This is a genomic window from Frankia sp. AvcI1 (assembly GCF_001420875.1).
In the GTDB taxonomy this organism is placed as follows: domain Bacteria; phylum Actinomycetota; class Actinomycetes; order Frankiales; family Frankiaceae; genus Frankia; species Frankia alni.
The window spans coordinates 1-17,054 of sequence record NZ_LJFZ01000001.1; the positions used below are offsets into that span (position 1 = coordinate 1).

The following is a 17,054-nucleotide window of genomic DNA, read 5'->3' on the forward strand; positions in this document are numbered from 1 at the left end:
CCGCTGAAAGCATCTAAGCGGGAAGCCTGCTTCGAGATGAGGTCTCCCACAGGGTAGCCTGGTAAGGCCCCCGACTAGATGATCGGGTTGATAGGCCGGAGGTGGAAGTGCGGTGACGCATGGAGCTGACCGGTACTAATAGGCCGAGGGCTTGTCTTCGAAGGTGCTACGCGTCCACTGTGCGGTTCCCAGCTGTATGGCCGGCTGGGTGCTGGTTGTATAGTTGAATAGTGTTTCGGTGGTTTTGGCGAAGGGGAAACGCCCGGTCTCATTCCGAACCCGGAAGCTAAGCTCTTCAGCGCCGATGGTACTGCATGGGGGACTGTGTGGGAGAGTAGGACGCCNCCGGACTTACACAAAGTGTGGGGTTGCCTTTCGAGGCAACCCCACACTTGTTTTTTGCGTGGGGATTCTCCCGGCGGTCGGCTGAGGCCCGATCGCTGTACTTCGATGGCCGCCGGGCGCCGCGCCGGTCGTGGTCCGGTCGGTAGGGAGTCGGCGCCGTCGCGGTGACGCGTCCGGCTGGAAGCTTCCGCGTGGGGCATACCCCGTACTGTGGACATCGCTGCGCCATCCCGCGGATCCGCGGCCGGATTCCCGTCGAGGTCTCCTCCGATGCCGCGGCTGGGCCGCGCCGGAGCAGATCGGCGGGGCCCATGCCCTGCAGGCACAGCACACATCAGATCCGCGGCCGCCGACCGCGGCGCAGGCGGGACGAAGGGGAACGGCCGGTCATGGCGAGGGAAGACACAGCGAACGAGCGTGGCGCATCGGTGCCGCACGCTTCCGACCGGCCCCAGCGGCGCGACCGGGAGCCTGGGCGGAGCGCCACCGCGTCGCGGTCGGGAGCGCCGCGTTCGGGCGCCGGCCGAGGGCAGGGCGCCGGCCGCGGCAGCTGGTCCGGCGATGCCGCCAGCGGCGCGGGCCGAGCCAGGTCCGGACAGGTCCGGCGGCTGACCGACGCCGCCCCCGGTCGAGGCGCGCGCCCGACCGGGTCAGACCGCCGTTGGGCCGACCGCGCGGAGGGCGACGGCGGTGGGCATGGTCGCCGGGACGCGCCGGCCTGGCGGCCGCGGGCTGCCGGCGACTCCGCGGGCGGTGCGGACCGAGGCGCCCGTTTCCCGCGTACCGACCGCCCGCGGGGTGACCGTCCGCAGGGTGGGCAGGATTCGGCTGGCGGCGACCGCTTCGCTCGGCGCGGGCCGGCCGAGGCGTCCTATGGTGCCGGCCGGCCCCGTGATGACCGGGCCGGCGGGGGCCGGCCGGGTGCCGGCTTTCGTGCAGGCGCGGGTAGTAACGGTGACGGACGTGCGGGCGGGGCGACGCGCGGGGGCGGCGCCGGCCGTGCGGGACAGGCCCCGGGACGGATGACGGCGGAGTCGGCATGGCGGACCCGTCGTGGCCGGCCGGGTGCCGACGACAGGACCGCCTCCGGCGGCCACCGCACCGGTGCCCCGGAGGCACGGCGCCGCCCGTTCCGGGATCCTTCGCAGGACCGCAACGACCGTCCTGACGACAGGTCCCGCGGTGGTGACGCCGCCCGTCGTGATGACGCCGGGCGCCGTGATGACACCGCCCGCAGGTACGGCGCGGCCGGTGCCTCCGGGCGCGGCCTCGACCGGCGCGGTCCGGATCAGACCCCGCCGGAGCGGGGTATGGCGCACGGGCGCGTGCAGGCCGAGCGGCCGTCGCGTTCCGAGGGCGCCGCCGGCCGCGGCGGGTGGCAGCGAAGCGAGTCCGGACAGGGACGCGGAGGGCCCGCGACCCGTTCGTGGACCGGCGGGCAGCGGCCGTCCACCGCGACCCGAACGCCGTTCGAACGGCCGCGGGTCGCCGGTGGCGAGCGGCCGCCCCGTCAGGGCCAGGACCAGCGCGATGGCCGGGAGCAGCGGCCGTGGGAGCGCGGCCGGGAGCGGATGGCACCGGACCGGGGTCCGTCGGGGCGTGACGGCCGACCCGACAGGTGGTCGGCCGGCCGGCCGGCGGGCGCGCGGCCCGCCGACGCCACTGCCGGTGACGATCGTCGTGACCCACCGACCGCGCCCCGATCAGCCGCGCCCCGATCAGCCGCGACGGACGGCGCCGAGCGACGCGAGTACCGCGAGCAGCGGCCGTGGCGCGCCGGGGCTGGCTCCGGCGCCCCCGATGCGGGTGCCCGAGGTGCAGGTGCGGGTGCAGGTGCTCGAGGCGCTGGGGCCGGCGCTCGCGGGGCGGGTGCTCGGGCCGCGGGCGGTCGTGGGGAACGCGACGGTGCGCCGGGCGCGCGGGGTACCGGTGCCCCCCGAGGCGCCGCGGCGCGCGGTGTGGGCCAGGGGCGCGGGGCCCCGCAGGGACGCGGCGGGCGACCGGGTGGACCTGGCCGTCCCGATGATCGGCGAGGGGACCGCCCGGATCGGTCGGCCCGGCCGGAGCGCACCGACGTCGGCAGCCGCCGGCCCCGGGTGCAGACCCCGCCGCTGCCCGACGAGGCCCGCGCGGACATGCTCGATCATGACGTCCGCCGCTCGCTGCGGGGTCTGCCGACGAATCTGGCGGACACCATCGCCCGGCATCTCGTCGCGACCGCGCTGCTGCTCGACGACGATCCGGCCGCGGCCCTCGCCCATGCACAGGCCGCCGCCGATCGGGTGCCCCGCCTTCCCGCCGTGCGTGAGGCGGTCGGCATCGCGGCCTACCACGCCGGCGAGTACGCCACGGCGCTCGTCGAGCTGCGGGCGGCCCGGCGGATGGACGGTTCGGGTCACAACCTGCCGTTGATGGCGGACAGTGAGCGCGGCCTCGGCCGGCCCGAGCGGGCCATCGCCTACCTGCGCGACCCGCAGGCCGACGAGCTGGACCCGGCGGCCCGCGCCGAGATGCTGATCGTGATCTCCGGAGCGCGACGCGACCTGGGCCAACCGGAGGCCGCCGTCGTCCTGCTGCGTGACCTCGCCACCGCGAAGGGTGCGCCCGCGCCGTGGGCTCCGCGGCTCTGGTACGCCTACGCCGAGGCGCTGCTGGCCGCCGGCCGTCCCGAGGAGGCGGCCCGGTGGTTCACCTCTGCCGCGGCCGTCGACGACGGTGAGACGGACGCGGCCGCTCGCGCCTACGAAATCGTCACCGGCCAGCCGATGCCCGAGGACGCGGACGCGGTCTCTGCGGAAGACGTCGACTCTGCGGAAGACGTCGACTCCGAGACGGTTGACGCCGTCGAACTGCTGGGAAGCGCGCCGACAGCCGCCGATCAGCAGGGCCTGGTGGGCCCTGTCGGTCCGGGCGACTCCTCCACCTCGGGCGCCACCGACACGGAGGAGGGAGACGCCGCCGCAGTGGTGGTGAATCCGGACGACTCTGTGGAAGCGGATTCGGCGGCGGCGGTGGAGCAGACACACGGCCCGTCACAAACCGGTTGACGCACAGACAGGTTTGACGCACAGGCCAGTTGACGCACAGGCCGGTTGGTTGCGGCGCGTTGAGCACGGTAGGGGCCCGCAGATCGTGCACAACGCACCGCAGTCGGCTTCCCAGGCCGGTTTGACGCCGGTCAGGCGTCCAACGGGCGCAGGACGAGGCCTGTGCGCGGCTTCGGGGTGAACAGCGNCGACTTGCGGGGCATGCGCTCCCCGGCCTCGGCGACCGCGGTCACGTCCGCGACGGGGGTCGGGTTGAGCAGCAGCGCGGTCCCGCCGGCGGCTGCGGCCGCGGCGATCGCGGCCGGCGCGTCGTGGTGGTAGTCGACGACGCCGACCGTGTCCGCGAGTCCCCAGACGTCCACGATGAGCCCCAGGTGGGCGACGGTGACGTCGAGCCGGCGGAAGGCGGCGGAGCGGCCGGCCGGCAGGCTGCGGGCCAGCAGGTCCGCGGCGGGCTCGGTGAGCAGGTAGGCGGAGGTGCCGTCGGTGACGACGAAGGCATGCCCGCTCTGTCCGGCCTGGGCCAGTTCGTCGAGCAGCTGATCCGGGTCGAGGCCACCCGGGCGCCCGGCGGCGGAGCCCGAGGCCGACCAGGCGGTGCCCGCCTGCTCGGTGCCTGCCTGCTCGGTGCCGGCTGGCCTGGTGTCGGCTGGCCTGGTGTCGGCTGATTCGGTGCCGGCTGGTTCGGCGGCCGCGACGTCCGGGCCGGCGAGCCGGCGGACGGTGAACGCGGCGGCGGCCCGGCGCACCGCGGCGGCGAGGTCCAGGCCGGTCACCGCCCGGTGGATGGCGTGTACCTGCGGGCCGGAGACGGTCGCGTCCACGAGGAAGGCGAGGCCGAAGTCCCACGGACCCGAACCGTCCCCGGCCGCGTGGCGCTCCGCCTGGTACTGCCGGTACGTGGCGTAGCGGTGGTGCCCGTCGGCGATGACGGCCCGCCGAGGCANCAGGTCGGCCGCCACGGCGGTGAGCACCGTCGGGTCGTCGATCGCCCAGAGCCGGTGGGTCACCCCGTCGTCGGTGGTGGTCTCGACCTGCGGGGGAGTCGCGACCAGTTCGCCGACGACCCGGCTGGTCTCGCCGCCGCCGGAGTACAGCAGGAAGATGGGCTCCAGGTTGGCGCGGGTCGCCCGGGTCAGCGCCAGCCGGTCCGAGACCGTCCCCGCCATGGTGTTCTCGTGCGGCAGGATGATCCCCGCCTCCGGGTCGGCCAGGGCGACGGCGCCGATCAGCCCCCGCTGGACGTGGCCGTCCTGTTCCTCCTCGCAGACGTAGACGGACGCCCTGTCGTCCCGGCGCAGCACCCCGCCGTCGAGCCATTCCCGCAGCGTGCGGGCGGCGCCGTCGTAGTCGTCGCCGGGCAGGATGAGCCNCACCACGTTGTGGGCGTCACGGGCCTGCAGCTGGGCGCGCTCGGCGTCGTCGATCACGTCGTAGGGCGNCGAGGTCAGCGCGGCGAGAGCCGGCCCCGAGGCGGGGAAGCGCGCCGCCCGGAACGGGACGAGCACGAGTCCCGCGGGAACGGGGACGGGATGATCGGCATGCGGCATGAGCCGCATCGTAGGACCCGCCCGGTGCCATCCGACCGATGCGGGGGGCCCGCCGGCCGGGTGGGGTGGCGCCGGCGGCCCGTAGGTGGGTGTCGCCGCGAACCGCCCGGCTCGGTCGCCGTGAGGCGCGGGGCGTGGTGTGTCCGGCCGGGACGGTGAGGTCGCGGGCCACCGGAAGTGATCATTATCCGATCCGGGGGCGTCCCGGCGGGCTTTGCGGCGACACTGGAGACNGGAGCATCACCATCCTCGCTGGTGGGAGGTGTGGTTACGAAGCGTGATTCCCGGGTCTCGGAATCACGGTTGGTGGACCTGCTGGGCGCGGCAGGGCCGACGCGGTGCGGGCGCCCGGCGGCAGCGTAGGTGTTCGTCCAGGTCGTGGAGGTGAAGATGGTCGACAAGACCGGCCGCCCGGAAGAGACTCCGGACGAGGGCGCCCCGACGGACAGCGTCCGCCCGGGGCCGGCAGGCGAGGTCTACGACTGGTACACCCGCGGGATGGCTCTGCTGGGCCACGGGGACGCCAACGCCGCGGTGCAGCTGCTCGCGCACGCCGTCGCGNCCGAGCCCGCCTCGCCGAGCGTCCGCGAGGCGCTGGGCCGCGCCCAGTTCAGCGCCGGGCAGTACGTCGCCGCCCGGGAGACCTTCGCCTGGATCGTCGACCGTCACCCTACCGACGACTACGCGCAGTTCGGCCTCGGTCTGTCCGCCCGCAAGATCGGCGACCTCCGCGCGGCCGTCGAGCACCTCGCGCTGGCGGTGGCGATGCGTCCGGACATCCGGCACTACGGGATCGCGCTGCGCGGTGCCCGCGCCGCCCTGGCCCGGGCATGACCGATCGNCTGCCGGCGACGGTCCGGCGCCACCGCCCCCCGCGGCCGGCAGGCCCGCGACCAGCGCAACCCCCGGAGAGTTCGCCGTGTCCCCAGATCTGACCGCCGGCCTGGTGGCCGAGCCCCGCGACGCGGCCGGGGCCGGCCCGCTGCGCGGCACGGACCGGCCGCTCGCCGACCTGTTCGACGTCGCCCTGATGGATCTCGACGGGGTGGTGAACCGCGGTGCGGCGGCGGTGCCGCACGCCGCGGAGGCGATCGCCGCCGCGGGCCGCCGCGGCCTGCGCACCGTCTACGTCACCAACAACGCCCTGCGCCCGCCGGCGGAGGTCGCCGATCGGCTGACCGGGTTCGGCGTGCCGGCGCGGGCCGCGGACGTGGTCACCTCCGCGCAGGCGGCGGCGCACGTCCTCGCCGAACGGCTGCCCGCCGGCGCCCGGGTGCTCCTGCTCGGCGGGCGTGGGCTGCGCCAGGCGCTCACCGAGGAGGGGCTGACCCCGGTCGACTCCGCCGAGGACGCCCCCGTGGCCGTCGTCCAGGGATTCGACCCCGACCTCACCTACGCCCGCCTGGCCGAGGCGTCCTACGCGATCCGGGCCGGAGCCTGGTGGGTCGCGAGCAACGCCGACCGGACGGTGCCGACCGAGCGTGGCATCGCCCCCGGCAACGGCGCCGTCGCCGCGTTCCTGCGCGCCGCGACCGACCAGGAGCCCCTGGTGACCGGCAAGCCGGAGGCGGCGATGCACCGCGAGTCGATGCGGCGCAGCGGCGCCCGCACCCCGGTGATCGTCGGAGACCGGCTCGACACCGACATCGAAGCCGGGACCCGGTCGTCCACGCCCACGCTGCTGGTCTTCACCGGGGTCACGACGCCGTCGGAGCTGCTCGCCGCGCCGCCGGAGCACCGCCCGACCTTCCTGGCCGCCGACCTGCGGGGCCTGCTGCGGCCCGCGCCGCCGGTGCGGGCGCTGCCGGCGGCCGGCAAGCACGCTGCCGCCTGCGGCGGATGGGTCGCCCGCGTCGAGGACGGCGAGCTGCGCTGGACGGCGGACGGTGTGGATGCGGGCGACCAGCGGGCCGAGAGGGTCGAGAAGGTCGAGAAGGACGAGAAGGACGAGGGGGACGGCCTCGACGCGCTGCGGGCCGCGTGCGCGGCGGTCTGGTCCGCCACCGACGTGGGCATCGCCGTCCACGCGATCGCGGCCGAACGGCCCCCGGGCTGCGCGGATCTGGTCGCACCCGCCGCCGCGTCCTGACCCCGGCAGCACGAGCGCGGCGGCACCGTCCGCCCTCCCTCAGTCCGGTTGGAAGAACGCCAGCATCTTCCGGCTGGCGTCCGGCGCCATCAGGATTTCCTGGGCGCGCGCGGACTGCTGGGCGGCGGCGCTGGTGCGTGCGAACATCTCGCGTTCGTATTCCCGGACGGCGGCGGGAAAGTCGTCCGGGTGCGCGGCCAGCGCGAGGCCGAGCAGGGCGCCGTCGAGCAACGCCATGTTGGCGCCCTGCCCCACCGGCGGCATCAGGTGCGCGGCATCGCCGAGCAGCGTCACGCCCGGCCTCGACGGCCAGGTCAGGCCGACCGGGAGCGTGGTGATCGACCGTGGCAGGATCGTGTCGTCGCAGGCTGCGATCAGTGCGGTGAACCGTGGGTCCCAGCCGGNGAACAGCTCGATCAGCCGCATCCGGGCGGCGGCCGGGTCGCCGAACGGAATGCCGCTGGCCGCGAACCAGTCCTCGGCGGTGTGGAAGCTGAGGTAGATGCGTACGCGNCCGTCGCCGTTCCGCTGCGCCGACAGGGACTGCCCGTTGCCGAGCACCCAGTAGTTGCCGCGCCCCACCATCGCCGCGAGATCGGGATGAGTACGGTCGATGTCGGGAATGCCGAGCTCGACGACGTTCTGGCCGGTGTGCACTGGTCGGGTGTCGGTGAGCAGCGCGCGGACCCGGGAATCCGCGCCGTCGGCGCCGACCAGCAGGTCATACGTCGCACTGCTGCCGTCGGCGAAGTACAGCACGCCATCGTCGGCGGAGGTGAAGGCGCGGCCCCAGCGCACCGCGTGTTCGGGCAGAGAGTCCAGCAGCAGGTTGCGCAGATCTACACGGTCGACCTCAGGTCGTTCGAGCGGGGCGTCGTCGGGCGTGTCCTGCTGCAACAGCAGGGTGCCGTCTGGCTCGAGAAGTCGCAGGTCCTGGCCTTCGGGACGGGCAATCGCGTGGAACTTGTCGATCAGGCCGNCCTCCCGCAGCGCCCGCTGCCCGGTCCCGGAATGCAGATCAANCATGCCGCCCTGCCCCCGCGCGCCGCGCGCTGATTCACGTTCGTACACGACGGCGTCAATACCGTTCACATACAGCACACGGGCAAGAGCCAGGCCGCCCAGGCCGGCTCCAATGACGGCGATGGTCATGGCTACCTCCGATGCACCGTATCGGTGCATGCACCGTATCGGTCCTGATCGGTGGGCGGCCGCAGCTCGGGCCGCAGGCGTTGGCCAGGATGACGCTGTGGTAGCCGTACGGGAGTCGGCGTGGGATGCGCGGTCAGAGCAGCGAGCGGNCCCTGAGCAGGTCGCGCACGCTCGCGTCCACCTTCAGCCGGCCGCTCGTCCAGGCGGACAGCACCGACAGTCGACCCTCCGTCACCGCGATCAGGTCGTCGCTGTTCACGGTCAGGGTGATCTGGGCGTCGTCGCGGTGACCCTCGCCGAGGTCGCGCAGGCAGCCGTCGCGCAGCTCGCCGGAGAAGGCGGTCCCCAGATCCGGGATGCGNCAGACGATCGTGCGGTCGGGGGTCCGAGGCGGGCGGCCCTCGGCGGCGAGCCTGTCCAGACGGTCGGCGATGCTACGGAACGCGATCTCACACTGTGACCTGTCGGCCATCGGGAGCTCCGGCCTCCTTCGGGTCGGTTCGGGGCCGCCCGTCGGCGGGGGCCCTCCCATGGTGCCTTCCGCGGGGCGGCAGGCGACGCTCGCCGGGCGCGTGGCCGGCGAAGGTGGCGGGGACGCGGGCGGCCGGGGCGCGGGCGGCCCCGCGGCGGTCATGAGATACGTCGCATGACCCATGTCGCGCGGGAGCGTCGCATCATCGACGGAAAGTGCGGGAGGCTGACAGAGTGAGCATCGAGAACCTGCCCGCCGAGATCCGCGACGCGCTCGCGCGGCTGGACACCCTCGACGTCGTGGCGACGTCGGCACATGTGGAGGTCTTCGAGGAGATGAACCGCCGACTGGCCGACGCCCTGGCCGACCTGGACGGGTCGGGCGGCGGCGCGGCAGCCGAGGTCGATCGGGCGCAGCCACGGCCGGGTCCGGTCCGGCCGGTTCGGTGAGTCGGGCAGGGGGCGTGGTGTCCCGTCGCGTACGTCTGGACAGCGAGCTCGTCCGGCGTGGCCTCGCCCGCTCGCGGGAGCAGGCCGTGGCCGCGATCAGCGCCGGCCGCGTCCTGGTCGGCGGCATCCCGGCCACGAAGGCCGCCACCGTCGTCGACGGCACCACGTCGATCNCCGTGTCCGCCGGCGATGACCCCGGCTGGGCGTCGCGCGGCGCGCACAAGCTGCTCGGCGCCTTCGCCGCCTTCGGCGTCCCCGCTTTCGACGCCGTCCCCGACGCCGTCGCCCCCGCTGACGGCATCACCGCCGCTGACGCCGTCTTCGGCCCGGACGCCCCTGACGCCGGCGCCACGCCGGCCGAGGTGGCCACGCCGGCCGAGGTGGCCACGCCGGCCGGGGTGGTTACGCCGGCCACGCCGGCCGGGGTGGTTCCGGGTGCGTCGTTGGTGGTGGCCGGGCGGCGCTGCCTCGACGTCGGCGCGTCCACCGGGGGCTTCACCGACGTGCTGCTGCGCCACGGCGCGGCGTCGGTCGTCGCGGTCGACGTCGGCTACGGCCAGCTGCTGTGGCGGCTGCGCTCGGATCCGCGGGTGCGGGTGCTCGACCGGGTCAACGCCCGCGCGCTGACCCCGGCCGAGGTCGGCGAGCCGGTCGAGCTGGTCGTCGGGGACCTGTCGTTCATCCCGCTGCGCCTGGTGCTGCCGGCGCTGCGTAGCTGCGCGGCGCCGGACGCCGACTTCGTGCTCCTGGTCAAGCCGCAGTTCGAGGTGGGGCGCGAGCGGCTCGGCGCCGGCGGCGTGGTCCGCGATCCGGCGCTGCACGCCGAGGCGGTGCGTGACGTCGCGGCCGTGGCGGGCGGGCTCGGCCTCGGCGTGCGGGGGGTGACCGCGAGCCCGCTGCCCGGCCCGGCCGGCAACGTGGAGTACCTGCTCTGGCTCGCCGCGGGCGCGCCGCCCCTCGACGACGACGCGCTCGCCCACGCGGTCGAGACCGGTCCCGCCGGAGGCCGCCCGGAGCGTCCGGCATGACCCGGGAGATCCTCGTCGTCACCCATCCACGCCGTTCGATCGTGCGGGAGAGCGCCCAGCGGGTGATCGAGGGGCTGGCCGCCGCCGGGGTGTCGCCGCGGGTGCTGCGCGACGAGGCCGAGCAGCTCGACCTGACCGGGGCGAACGTCGTCCCGCACGACGCGGACGCCGCCGTCGGGGTGGAGATGGTGCTCGTCCTCGGCGGCGACGGCAGCCTGCTGCGCGGCGCGGAGTTCGCCCGCGGCGCCGACGTGCCGCTGCTCGGCGTCAACCTCGGTCACGTCGGTTTCCTCGCCGAGGCCGAACCGGACGCGCTGGAGTCCACCATCGACCACGTCGTCCGCAAGGACTACACGGTGGAGGACCGGATGACCGTCGATGTGACCGTCCGCCGCCGCGGCGAGGTCACCTACTCCGGCTGGGCGCTCAACGAGATGTCGCTGGAGAAGGCCGAGCGGGCGCGGATGCTGGAATGCGTCCTGGAGATCGACGGCCGCCCCCTGTCCCGGTGGGGCTGCGACGGGGTGATCTGCTCGACGCCCACCGGGTCGACGGCGTACGCGTTCTCCGTCGGTGGCCCGGTGATGTGGCCGGGGGTCGAGGCGCTGCTCGTCGCCCCGATCAGCGCGCACGCGCTGTTCGCCCGGCCGCTCGTGCTCGCGCCGAGCGCGACCGTCGCCGTGGAGATCCTGGAGCCGGTGCCCGGCGTCCTCTACTGCGACGGGCGGCGCCTCGTCGAGGTGCCGCCCGAGTCGCGGGTCGAGGTCGTGCGCGGCCGGCGGCCGGTGCGCCTGGCCGTGGTGCGCCCGCTGCCGTTCACCGACCGGCTCGTCGCCAAGTTCGACCTGCCCGTGGCGGGCTGGCGGGGCCGCAACGAGCGCTGAGCGGCCGTCGGACCCGGTCGGGTGGACTCGGGCAGGTTCGGGTCCGGGTCCGGGTTCGGGTTCGGCTTCGGCTTCGGGTCCGGCTCCGGCTTCGGGTGCGGGCCGGGCCCGGTGTCGGTTGTAGACAGTTGTTGACGGTTGAGGATGTCGGCGGACCCGGTGGGGCGGCTAGAGTTCGGGGCGTGCTCGAGGAGATTCGCATCCGCGGCCTCGGGGTCATCGACGACGCTGCCCTCGATCTCGCCGCCGGCCTGACCGTGGTCAGCGGCGAGACCGGCGCCGGCAAGACGATGATTGTGCAGGGCCTGGGCCTGCTCACCGGCGGCCGGGCCGACTACGGCCTGGTCCGGCCCGGGGTGGAGCGGGCGTTCGTCGAGGGGCGCCTGCTGATCCCGCCGGACTCCGCGGTCGCCGAGCGGGTCCGCGACGTCGGCGGCGACCTCGACGACGATCCCGGCGGCGCCGTCCTCGTCGTCGGGCGGACGCTGACGTCGGAGGGCCGGTCCCGGGCGCAGGTGGCGGGCCGCTCGGTGCCGGCGAGCCTGCTCGCGGAGATCGCCGAGGATCTTATCGCCGTCCACGGCCAGTCCGAGGCGCAGCGGCTGCTGCGCCCGTCCACGCAGCGTGTGGCGCTGGACCGCTTCGCCGGCGACGCCGTCGCCGGGCCGCTGACCCGCTACGGCGTGGTCTACACGGAGCTGAACCGGGTCAGCCGGGCGCTCGCGGAGGTCACCGAACGATCCCGCGAACGCGAGCAGGAGGCGGAGCTGCTGCGGATCGGCCTGGCCGAGGTGGAGCGGGTCGAACCGGCGCCGGGGGNGGACGTCACCCTCGACGCGGAGCTGACGAAGCTCGAACACGCCGAGACGCTCGTGCGCGCCGCCCGCATGGCCCACGCGGCGCTGATCAGCGACCCCGCGTCCGGCTCCGACGACCCCGGCGCCGTCGATCTGGTCTCCGCCGCCCGCCGCGTCATCGCCGGCGACGCCGACCTCGATGCCGACCTCGCCGCGCTGGGTGCCCGGCTGACCGAGGTGAGCATGCTGCTCACCGACGTCGCCGCCGACCTCGCCTCCTACGCCGAGAGCATCGACGCCGACCCTGAACGCCTCGCCGACGCCCAGGACCGCAAGGCCGCCCTGACCGGCCTGACCCGCGCGCACGGCACCGACATCGACGGCGTGCTCGCCTGGGCCGACCAGGCCGGCCGCCGGCTGCTGGAGCTCGACGGCGCCGGCGAGAGCGCCGAGGCCCTCACGGCCCGCCGCGACGAGCTGACCGCGGAGCTCGCCCGGCTCGCCGTCACGGTCAGCGACGCCCGGCGCGCCGCCGCGGCCCGCTTCGGCGCGGCCGTCGCCGCCGAGCTCGCCGGTCTGGCGATGCCCCGCGCCCGCGTCGAGGCCGCTGTCGCCCAGCGCGACGATCCCGCCGGCCTGCCCGTCGGCGACCGGCGCCTCGCCTTCGGCCCCTCCGGCGTCGACGACGTGGAACTGCGCCTCATCCCACATCCCGGCGCCCCGCCCCGGCCGGTGCAGAAGGGCGCCTCCGGCGGCGAGCTGTCCCGGGTGATGCTCGCCATCGAGGTCGTCCTCGCCGCCGACGACGCCGGTTCCACGATGGTCTTCGACGAGGTCGACGCCGGCGTCGGCGGGCGCGCGGCCGTCGAGATCGGCCGCCGCCTGGCCCGCCTCGCCCGCACCCACCAGGTCATCTGCATCACCCACCTGCCGCAGGTCGCCGCGTTCGCCGACCGCCATCTCGTCGTCCACAAGGCCGACGACGGCTCGGTCACCCGCAGCGGCGTCATCACCCTCGACGACGCCGGCCGCGTCCGCGAACTGTCCCGGATGCTTGCCGGCCAGGAGGAGAGCACGCTGGCCCGCGGCCACGCCGAGGAACTCCTCGCCGCCGCCGCCGCCGACAAGGCCCGCCCGTAGGTCAGGGCCCGGCCGTAGCGTGCGGACTTGTCTTAGCGCGCGCTCCAACACCTAGGGTTGCCGCTGACGGCGCACGGACCCGGCGGGCAGGGAGTAGCGGCATGCACGAGGTCAACCTTGGTGGACTGAACGTCTCGGCCCAGGGGCTCGGCTGTATGGGAATGAGCGAGTGGTACGGCGCCACCGACTGGGACGAGTCGATCGCGACCATCCACCGCGCGCTCGATCTGGGCGTCACGTTTCTGGACACCGCCGACGTCTACGGGGCCGGGCACAACGAGGTGCTGGTCGGACGGGCCATCCACGACCGGCGGGACCAGGTGCAACTGGCCACCAAGTTCGGCATCGACCGCTCCGCCGGCGACGGCGCCCGGGTCGTCCGCGGGGAGCGGGCGTACGTCCAGCGGGCCTGCGACGCCTCGCTGCTGCGGCTCGGCGTGGACGTCATCGACCTGTACTACCTGCACCGGCCGCCGCAGACCGCCGAGATCGAGGAGACGGTCGGGGCGATGGGCGAACTCGTCGCGCAGGGCAAGGTGCGTTACCTCGGGCTGTCCGAGGTCGACGGCGCGCTGCTGCGGCGGGCGCACGCCGTGCACCCGATCGCGGCGGTCCAGAGCGAGTACTCGCTGTGGACGCGCGATCCCGAGACGTCCGTCCTCGACGCGCTGCGCGAGTTGAACGTGGGGCTGGTGCCCTACTCCCCGCTCGGCCGGGGCTTCCTCACCGCGACCGTCGACGGCTCCGATCTCGGTGCGCTCGACTTCCGGGCGCGCAGCCCGCGTTTCGTCGGGGCGGCCGGCGAGGCCAACCGCGCGATCGTGCAGGCGGTCGTCGACATCGCCGCCCGCAGGAACGCCGCTGCGGCCCAGGTCGCCCTCGCCTGGGTGCACGGGCAGGCCGGGCGGCTCGGCGTCCCGGTGGTGCCGATCCCCGGCACCAAGCGCCGCCGCTGGCTGGAGCAGAACGCCGCCGCCCTCGACCTCACCCTGGACGCCGACGACCTGGCGGTCCTCGACGCCCTCGACGCCCAGGTGGTCGGCGCCCGCTACTGACCTCCCATGTCCCTGGTGGAATGCCATCCGCGAGTCTGCCAACGCCGCCTTCCCGCTTATCCGGAGGGATAAACCGGACACGAAGGCCTCTGGATAAGCAGGAGTTCCCCTTACGGCGGTGGGGACCGGGGTCCCCGTGACGGGCGGAGGCGCCCCGGGCGGTGTGCCCAGGAGGATCGCCGAAGGCGATCTGACGGGACCCGCACGGCGGCCTGGAACCAGGGGTCCCCGTGAGGTGCCGAAGGCACCTCACGGGGAAGGTGTTACCGTGAAGTCCCGTGGAGGCGTCGGGTCCGGACCGGCGGCGTGACCACGGGAGTTTCACGTGGGCCAGGTGCATGTCACGAAGCACATCTTCGTCACCGGCGGGGTCGCGTCCAGTCTCGGCAAGGGACTGACCGCATCCAGCCTCGGGCGGCTTCTCAAGGCTCGCGGACTGCGGGTCACCATGCAGAAGCTCGACCCCTATCTCAACGTCGATCCCGGCACGATGAACCCGTTCCAGCACGGCGAGGTGTTCGTCACCGACGACGGGGCCGAGACCGACCTGGACATCGGGCACTACGAGCGGTTCCTCGACGTGAACCTCGACGGCAGCGCGAACGTGACGACCGGCCAGGTGTACTCGGCGGTCATCGCCCGTGAGCGCCGCGGCGACTACCTCGGCCAGACGGTGCAGGTCGTCCCGCACATCACCGACGAGATCAAGGATCGGATCCGGNGGCTCGCCGACGNCAGTGTCGACGTGGTCATCACCGAGGTCGGCGGCACCGTCGGCGACATCGAGTCGCTGCCCTACCTGGAGGCGATCCGCCAGGTGCGCCACGAGGTCGGCCGGGACAACGCGCTGACGGTGCACGTCAGTCTGGTGCCCTACCTGGCCCCGTCCGGGGAGCTGAAGACCAAGCCGACGCAGCACTCGGTGGCGGCGCTGCGCAGTATCGGCCTGCAGCCGGACGCGGTGGTCTGCCGCTCCGACCGGNCGCTGCCCGACGCGTTGAAGAAGAAGATCGCGATGATGTGCGACGTCGACGACGAGGNGGTCGTCGGGGCGCCGGACGCGAGCTCGATCTACGACATTCCCCGGGTGCTGCACCGGGAGGGCCTCGACGCCTACGTGGTACGCCGGCTGGGGTTGTCGTTCCGCGACGTCGACTGGACCGAGTGGGACACGCTGCTGCGCCGGGTGCACCATCCGACGAACACGGCGACGATCGGGATCGTCGGCAAGTACGTCGACCTGCCGGATGCCTACCTGTCGGTGACCGAGGCGCTGCGGGCCGGCGNGTTCGCCACCGACACCCGGGTCGAGCTGCGGTGGATCACCTCGGACGAGTGCTCCTCGCCGGAGGAGACGGCCGCGCTGCTCGACGGGGTCGACGGGATCATCGTGCCCGGCGGCTTCGGGATCCGGGGAATCGAGGGCAAGCTCACCGCGCTGCGGCACGCCCGGGAGAACGGCCTGCCGACGCTGGGCATCTGCCTGGGCCTGCAGTGCATGGTCATCGAGGCGGCCCGCGGGCTCGCGGGCCTGGCGGAGGCGAACTCCACCGAGTTCGTGTCCGACACCCCGCACCCCGTGATCTCCACGATGGCCGACCAGCACGAGGTCNTCGCCGGCACGAGGGACATGGGCNGCACGATGCGCCTGGGCCTGTACTCGTGCACGCTCGCCCCCGGCACGGTCGCCCGCCGCGAGTACGGGCAGCCGGAGGTCGCCGAGCGTCACCGTCATCGGTACGAGGTCAACAACGACTACCGCGACCGGCTCGCCGCCGCCGGGCTGGTCTTCTCGGGCACCTCGCCGGACGGCCGGCTGGTCGAGGTCGTGGAGCTGCCCGCCGACGTGCACCCCTACTACGTCGGAACGCAGGCGCATCCGGAGTTCCGGTCCCGGCCGACGCGGGCCCATCCGCTGTTCCGGGGGCTCGTCGCCGCGGCGATCGCACACGCCGACCGTCGCCGCGGGGTGCTGCCCGTCGACCTGCCGGCCACCGACGCCGGGGCCCACGAGGGAGCCGAGACGGCGGGCGCGGCTCACGCCGAGGGATCCGCGGACGACGTCGTGGCGCCGGCTGTCGCCGGCGCTGGGCATGCGGGTGGCGCGGGTGGCGCGTCCGGCCGGGGCGGTGGCGGCCGGCGCGGCAACGCCCGGCCGGGGGCCAGCTCCAACGGCACGGCCGCCCTGGTGTCGCCGTGACCGCCGAGGCGCACCGTTACGAGGTCACGGAGAGCACGCTGGCCTACGAGGGGCGGATCATCTCCGTCCGCCGCGACCAGGTGCGCATGCCCGAGGGCGACGTCTCCCAGCGCGACGTCGTCGTCCACCCCGGTGCGGTGGGCGTGGTCGCGCTCGACGACGGCGGCCGGGTCGTGATGGTGCACCAGTACCGCCATCCCGTCGGCGGCCCGCTGTGGGAGCTGCCCGCCGGCATCCTCGACGTGCCCGGGGAGCCGGCGTCCGTCGCCGCCGCCCGGGAGCTCGCCGAGGAGGCCGGGCTGCGCGCCGACCGGTACGACCTGCTCGTCGACGTCTGGTCCTCGCCGGGCATGACCGACGAGGCCTACCGGGTTTTCCTGGCTCGTGACCTACACGAGATCCCGGCGGCCGAGCGGTACGTGCCGCAGCACGAGGAGGCCGAGATGGGCCTGGCGCGCATCGACCTCGACGAGGCCGTCGCCCGGGTCCTGCGCGGCGAGATCACCAACGCGATGGCGGTCGTCGGCCTGCTGGCGACGGTGCGGGCACGGACGGCGGACTTCGCCGGCCTGCGCCCGCTCGACGCCCCCTGGCCCGCCCGACCGGCCCACCGCGGTTAGCCCGGCGGAGCCTGGTCAGTCGTTGTGGACCAGCACGCCGGCGGCCTCGTTGACGACGAGGCCCTGCGCGGCGGCGAGGGTCACCGGGTCCAGCGCGAACGCCTGCGCGACGNCGGGCAGGGTGAACGTTCCGTCCCAGGTCACGGTGAGGGTCACCTGGTACTGCCCCGGCCGGGCGTACTCGTGCGACACGTACGCCTCGGGGTGGTCACGCGGGGAGATCGCC

10 protein-coding genes, 2 rRNA genes and 19 pseudogenes are annotated in these 17,054 nt (G+C 74.5%); 20 read left to right on the forward strand and 11 right to left on the reverse strand.

Features of this window, described 5'->3' with window-relative positions; translation table 11 throughout:
- Positions 1-159: ribosomal RNA gene (locus UK94_RS00005) — 23S ribosomal RNA — on the forward strand; the annotation flags it as partial.
- Positions 160-234: 75 nt separating this feature from the next.
- Positions 235-351, forward strand: a 5S ribosomal RNA gene (rrf, locus tag UK94_RS00010).
- A gap of 1,712 nt (positions 352-2,063) precedes the next feature.
- Here the strand turns inward: rrf and UK94_RS34285 are convergent.
- Positions 2,064-2,492, reverse strand: coding sequence for a hypothetical protein (locus tag UK94_RS34285; RefSeq protein ID WP_162246887.1), 429 nt, complete (start codon positions 2,490-2,492; stop codon positions 2,064-2,066).
- On the opposite strand from UK94_RS34285, the gene UK94_RS00020 reads away from it, so the two are divergent.
- Positions 2,481-3,392: a tetratricopeptide repeat protein gene (locus tag UK94_RS00020; protein WP_193790319.1), complete on the forward strand. Its 912-nt coding sequence runs from the start codon at positions 2,481-2,483 to the stop codon at positions 3,390-3,392. The genes UK94_RS34285 and UK94_RS00020 overlap by 12 nt on opposite strands.
- Before the next feature lie 188 nt (positions 3,393-3,580).
- Here the strand turns inward: UK94_RS00020 and UK94_RS34900 are convergent.
- From UK94_RS34900 to UK94_RS34910, 3 pseudogenes are all read right to left on the reverse strand, one after another.
- Positions 3,581-4,338: pseudogene (locus UK94_RS34900) on the reverse strand (DUF1015 family protein); the annotation flags it as partial.
- Position 4,339: 1 nt separating this feature from the next.
- Positions 4,340-4,764, reverse strand: a pseudogene (locus tag UK94_RS34905) (DUF1015 domain-containing protein); the annotation flags it as partial.
- A 1-nt stretch (position 4,765) separates the two neighbouring features.
- Positions 4,766-4,833 (reverse strand): annotated as a pseudogene (locus UK94_RS34910) (hypothetical protein); the annotation flags it as partial.
- Between the two features lie 499 nt (positions 4,834-5,332).
- Here UK94_RS34910 and UK94_RS34915 point away from each other — a divergent pair.
- The 3 genes and pseudogenes from UK94_RS34915 to UK94_RS00035 all read left to right on the forward strand — a co-directional run.
- Positions 5,333-5,503 (forward strand): annotated as a pseudogene (locus UK94_RS34915) (hypothetical protein); the annotation flags it as partial.
- A 1-nt stretch (position 5,504) separates the two neighbouring features.
- Positions 5,505-5,776 (forward strand): annotated as a pseudogene (locus tag UK94_RS34920) (hypothetical protein); the annotation flags it as partial.
- 112 nt (positions 5,777-5,888) lie between these two features.
- Positions 5,889-7,031: an HAD-IIA family hydrolase gene (locus tag UK94_RS00035; protein ID WP_011606289.1), complete on the forward strand. Its 1,143-nt coding sequence runs from the start codon at positions 5,889-5,891 to the stop codon at positions 7,029-7,031.
- A gap of 39 nt (positions 7,032-7,070) precedes the next feature.
- Here the strand turns inward: UK94_RS00035 and UK94_RS34925 are convergent, their stop codons facing one another.
- From UK94_RS34925 to UK94_RS34950, 5 genes and pseudogenes are all read right to left on the reverse strand, one after another.
- Positions 7,071-7,325 carry an FAD-dependent monooxygenase gene (locus UK94_RS34925; RefSeq protein ID WP_268761167.1) on the reverse strand — a complete coding sequence of 85 codons (255 nt, stop codon included), beginning with the start codon at positions 7,323-7,325 and terminating at the stop codon, positions 7,071-7,073.
- Positions 7,326-7,545: 220 nt separating this feature from the next.
- Positions 7,546-8,010: pseudogene (locus UK94_RS34930) on the reverse strand (FAD-dependent monooxygenase); the annotation flags it as partial.
- A gap of 44 nt (positions 8,011-8,054) precedes the next feature.
- A pseudogene (locus UK94_RS34940) lies at positions 8,055-8,213 on the reverse strand (FAD-dependent monooxygenase); the annotation flags it as partial.
- A 120-nt stretch (positions 8,214-8,333) separates the two neighbouring features.
- Positions 8,334-8,544, reverse strand: a pseudogene (locus UK94_RS34945) (SCP2 sterol-binding domain-containing protein); the annotation flags it as partial.
- 1 nt (position 8,545) lies between these two features.
- Positions 8,546-8,655 (reverse strand): annotated as a pseudogene (locus tag UK94_RS34950) (alkyl sulfatase); the annotation flags it as partial.
- A gap of 233 nt (positions 8,656-8,888) precedes the next feature.
- On the opposite strand from UK94_RS34950, the gene UK94_RS00050 reads away from it, so the two are divergent.
- The 14 genes and pseudogenes from UK94_RS00050 to UK94_RS00080 all read left to right on the forward strand — a co-directional run bounded on the left by UK94_RS00050 (position 8,889) and on the right by UK94_RS00080 (position 16,828).
- Positions 8,889-9,104, forward strand: coding sequence for a hypothetical protein (locus UK94_RS00050; protein ID WP_041939654.1), 216 nt, complete (start codon positions 8,889-8,891; stop codon positions 9,102-9,104).
- A 17-nt stretch (positions 9,105-9,121) separates the two neighbouring features.
- The coding region (locus UK94_RS34955) for a S4 domain-containing protein (RefSeq protein ID WP_268761168.1) at positions 9,122-9,277 on the forward strand (156 nt) is incomplete at its 3' end.
- Position 9,278: 1 nt separating this feature from the next.
- Positions 9,279-10,132: pseudogene (locus UK94_RS00055) on the forward strand (SAM-dependent methyltransferase); the annotation flags it as partial.
- On the forward strand, positions 10,129-11,016 hold the full coding sequence (locus UK94_RS00060) for an NAD kinase (protein ID WP_011606284.1): 888 nt from the start codon (positions 10,129-10,131) through the stop codon (positions 11,014-11,016). The pseudogene UK94_RS00055 and the gene UK94_RS00060, both read left to right, overlap by 4 nt.
- Positions 11,017-11,198: 182 nt before the next feature.
- The coding region (locus UK94_RS34960) for an AAA family ATPase (RefSeq protein ID WP_235485947.1) at positions 11,199-11,835 on the forward strand (637 nt) is incomplete at its 3' end.
- A gap of 1 nt (position 11,836) precedes the next feature.
- A pseudogene (locus tag UK94_RS34965) lies at positions 11,837-12,953 on the forward strand (DNA repair protein RecN); the annotation flags it as partial.
- A 101-nt stretch (positions 12,954-13,054) separates the two neighbouring features.
- Positions 13,055-14,008, forward strand: a complete 954-nt coding sequence (locus UK94_RS00070) for an aldo/keto reductase (RefSeq protein WP_011606282.1) — start codon at positions 13,055-13,057, stop codon at positions 14,006-14,008.
- A gap of 325 nt (positions 14,009-14,333) precedes the next feature.
- A pseudogene (locus tag UK94_RS34970) lies at positions 14,334-14,729 on the forward strand (CTP synthase); the annotation flags it as partial.
- 14 nt (positions 14,730-14,743) lie between these two features.
- Positions 14,744-14,990: pseudogene (locus tag UK94_RS34980) on the forward strand (CTP synthase); the annotation flags it as partial.
- Between the two features lies 1 nt (position 14,991).
- Positions 14,992-15,048, forward strand: a pseudogene (locus UK94_RS34985) (hypothetical protein); the annotation flags it as partial.
- A 1-nt stretch (position 15,049) separates the two neighbouring features.
- Positions 15,050-15,294: pseudogene (locus UK94_RS34990) on the forward strand (CTP synthase); the annotation flags it as partial.
- Position 15,295: 1 nt separating this feature from the next.
- Positions 15,296-15,620 (forward strand): annotated as a pseudogene (locus tag UK94_RS34995) (CTP synthase); the annotation flags it as partial.
- A gap of 25 nt (positions 15,621-15,645) precedes the next feature.
- Positions 15,646-16,208, forward strand: a pseudogene (locus UK94_RS35005) (CTP synthase); the annotation flags it as partial.
- Positions 16,205-16,828 (forward strand): NUDIX hydrolase, encoded by a 624-nt coding sequence (locus UK94_RS00080; protein ID WP_055748207.1) that lies wholly within the window; start codon positions 16,205-16,207, stop codon positions 16,826-16,828. The pseudogene UK94_RS35005 and the gene UK94_RS00080, both read left to right, overlap by 4 nt.
- A gap of 15 nt (positions 16,829-16,843) precedes the next feature.
- Here the strand turns inward: UK94_RS00080 and UK94_RS35010 are convergent.
- Positions 16,844-16,940, reverse strand: a pseudogene (locus UK94_RS35010) (PKD domain-containing protein); the annotation flags it as partial.
- 1 nt (position 16,941) lies between these two features.
- Positions 16,942-17,054: pseudogene (locus UK94_RS35015) on the reverse strand (PKD domain-containing protein); the annotation flags it as partial.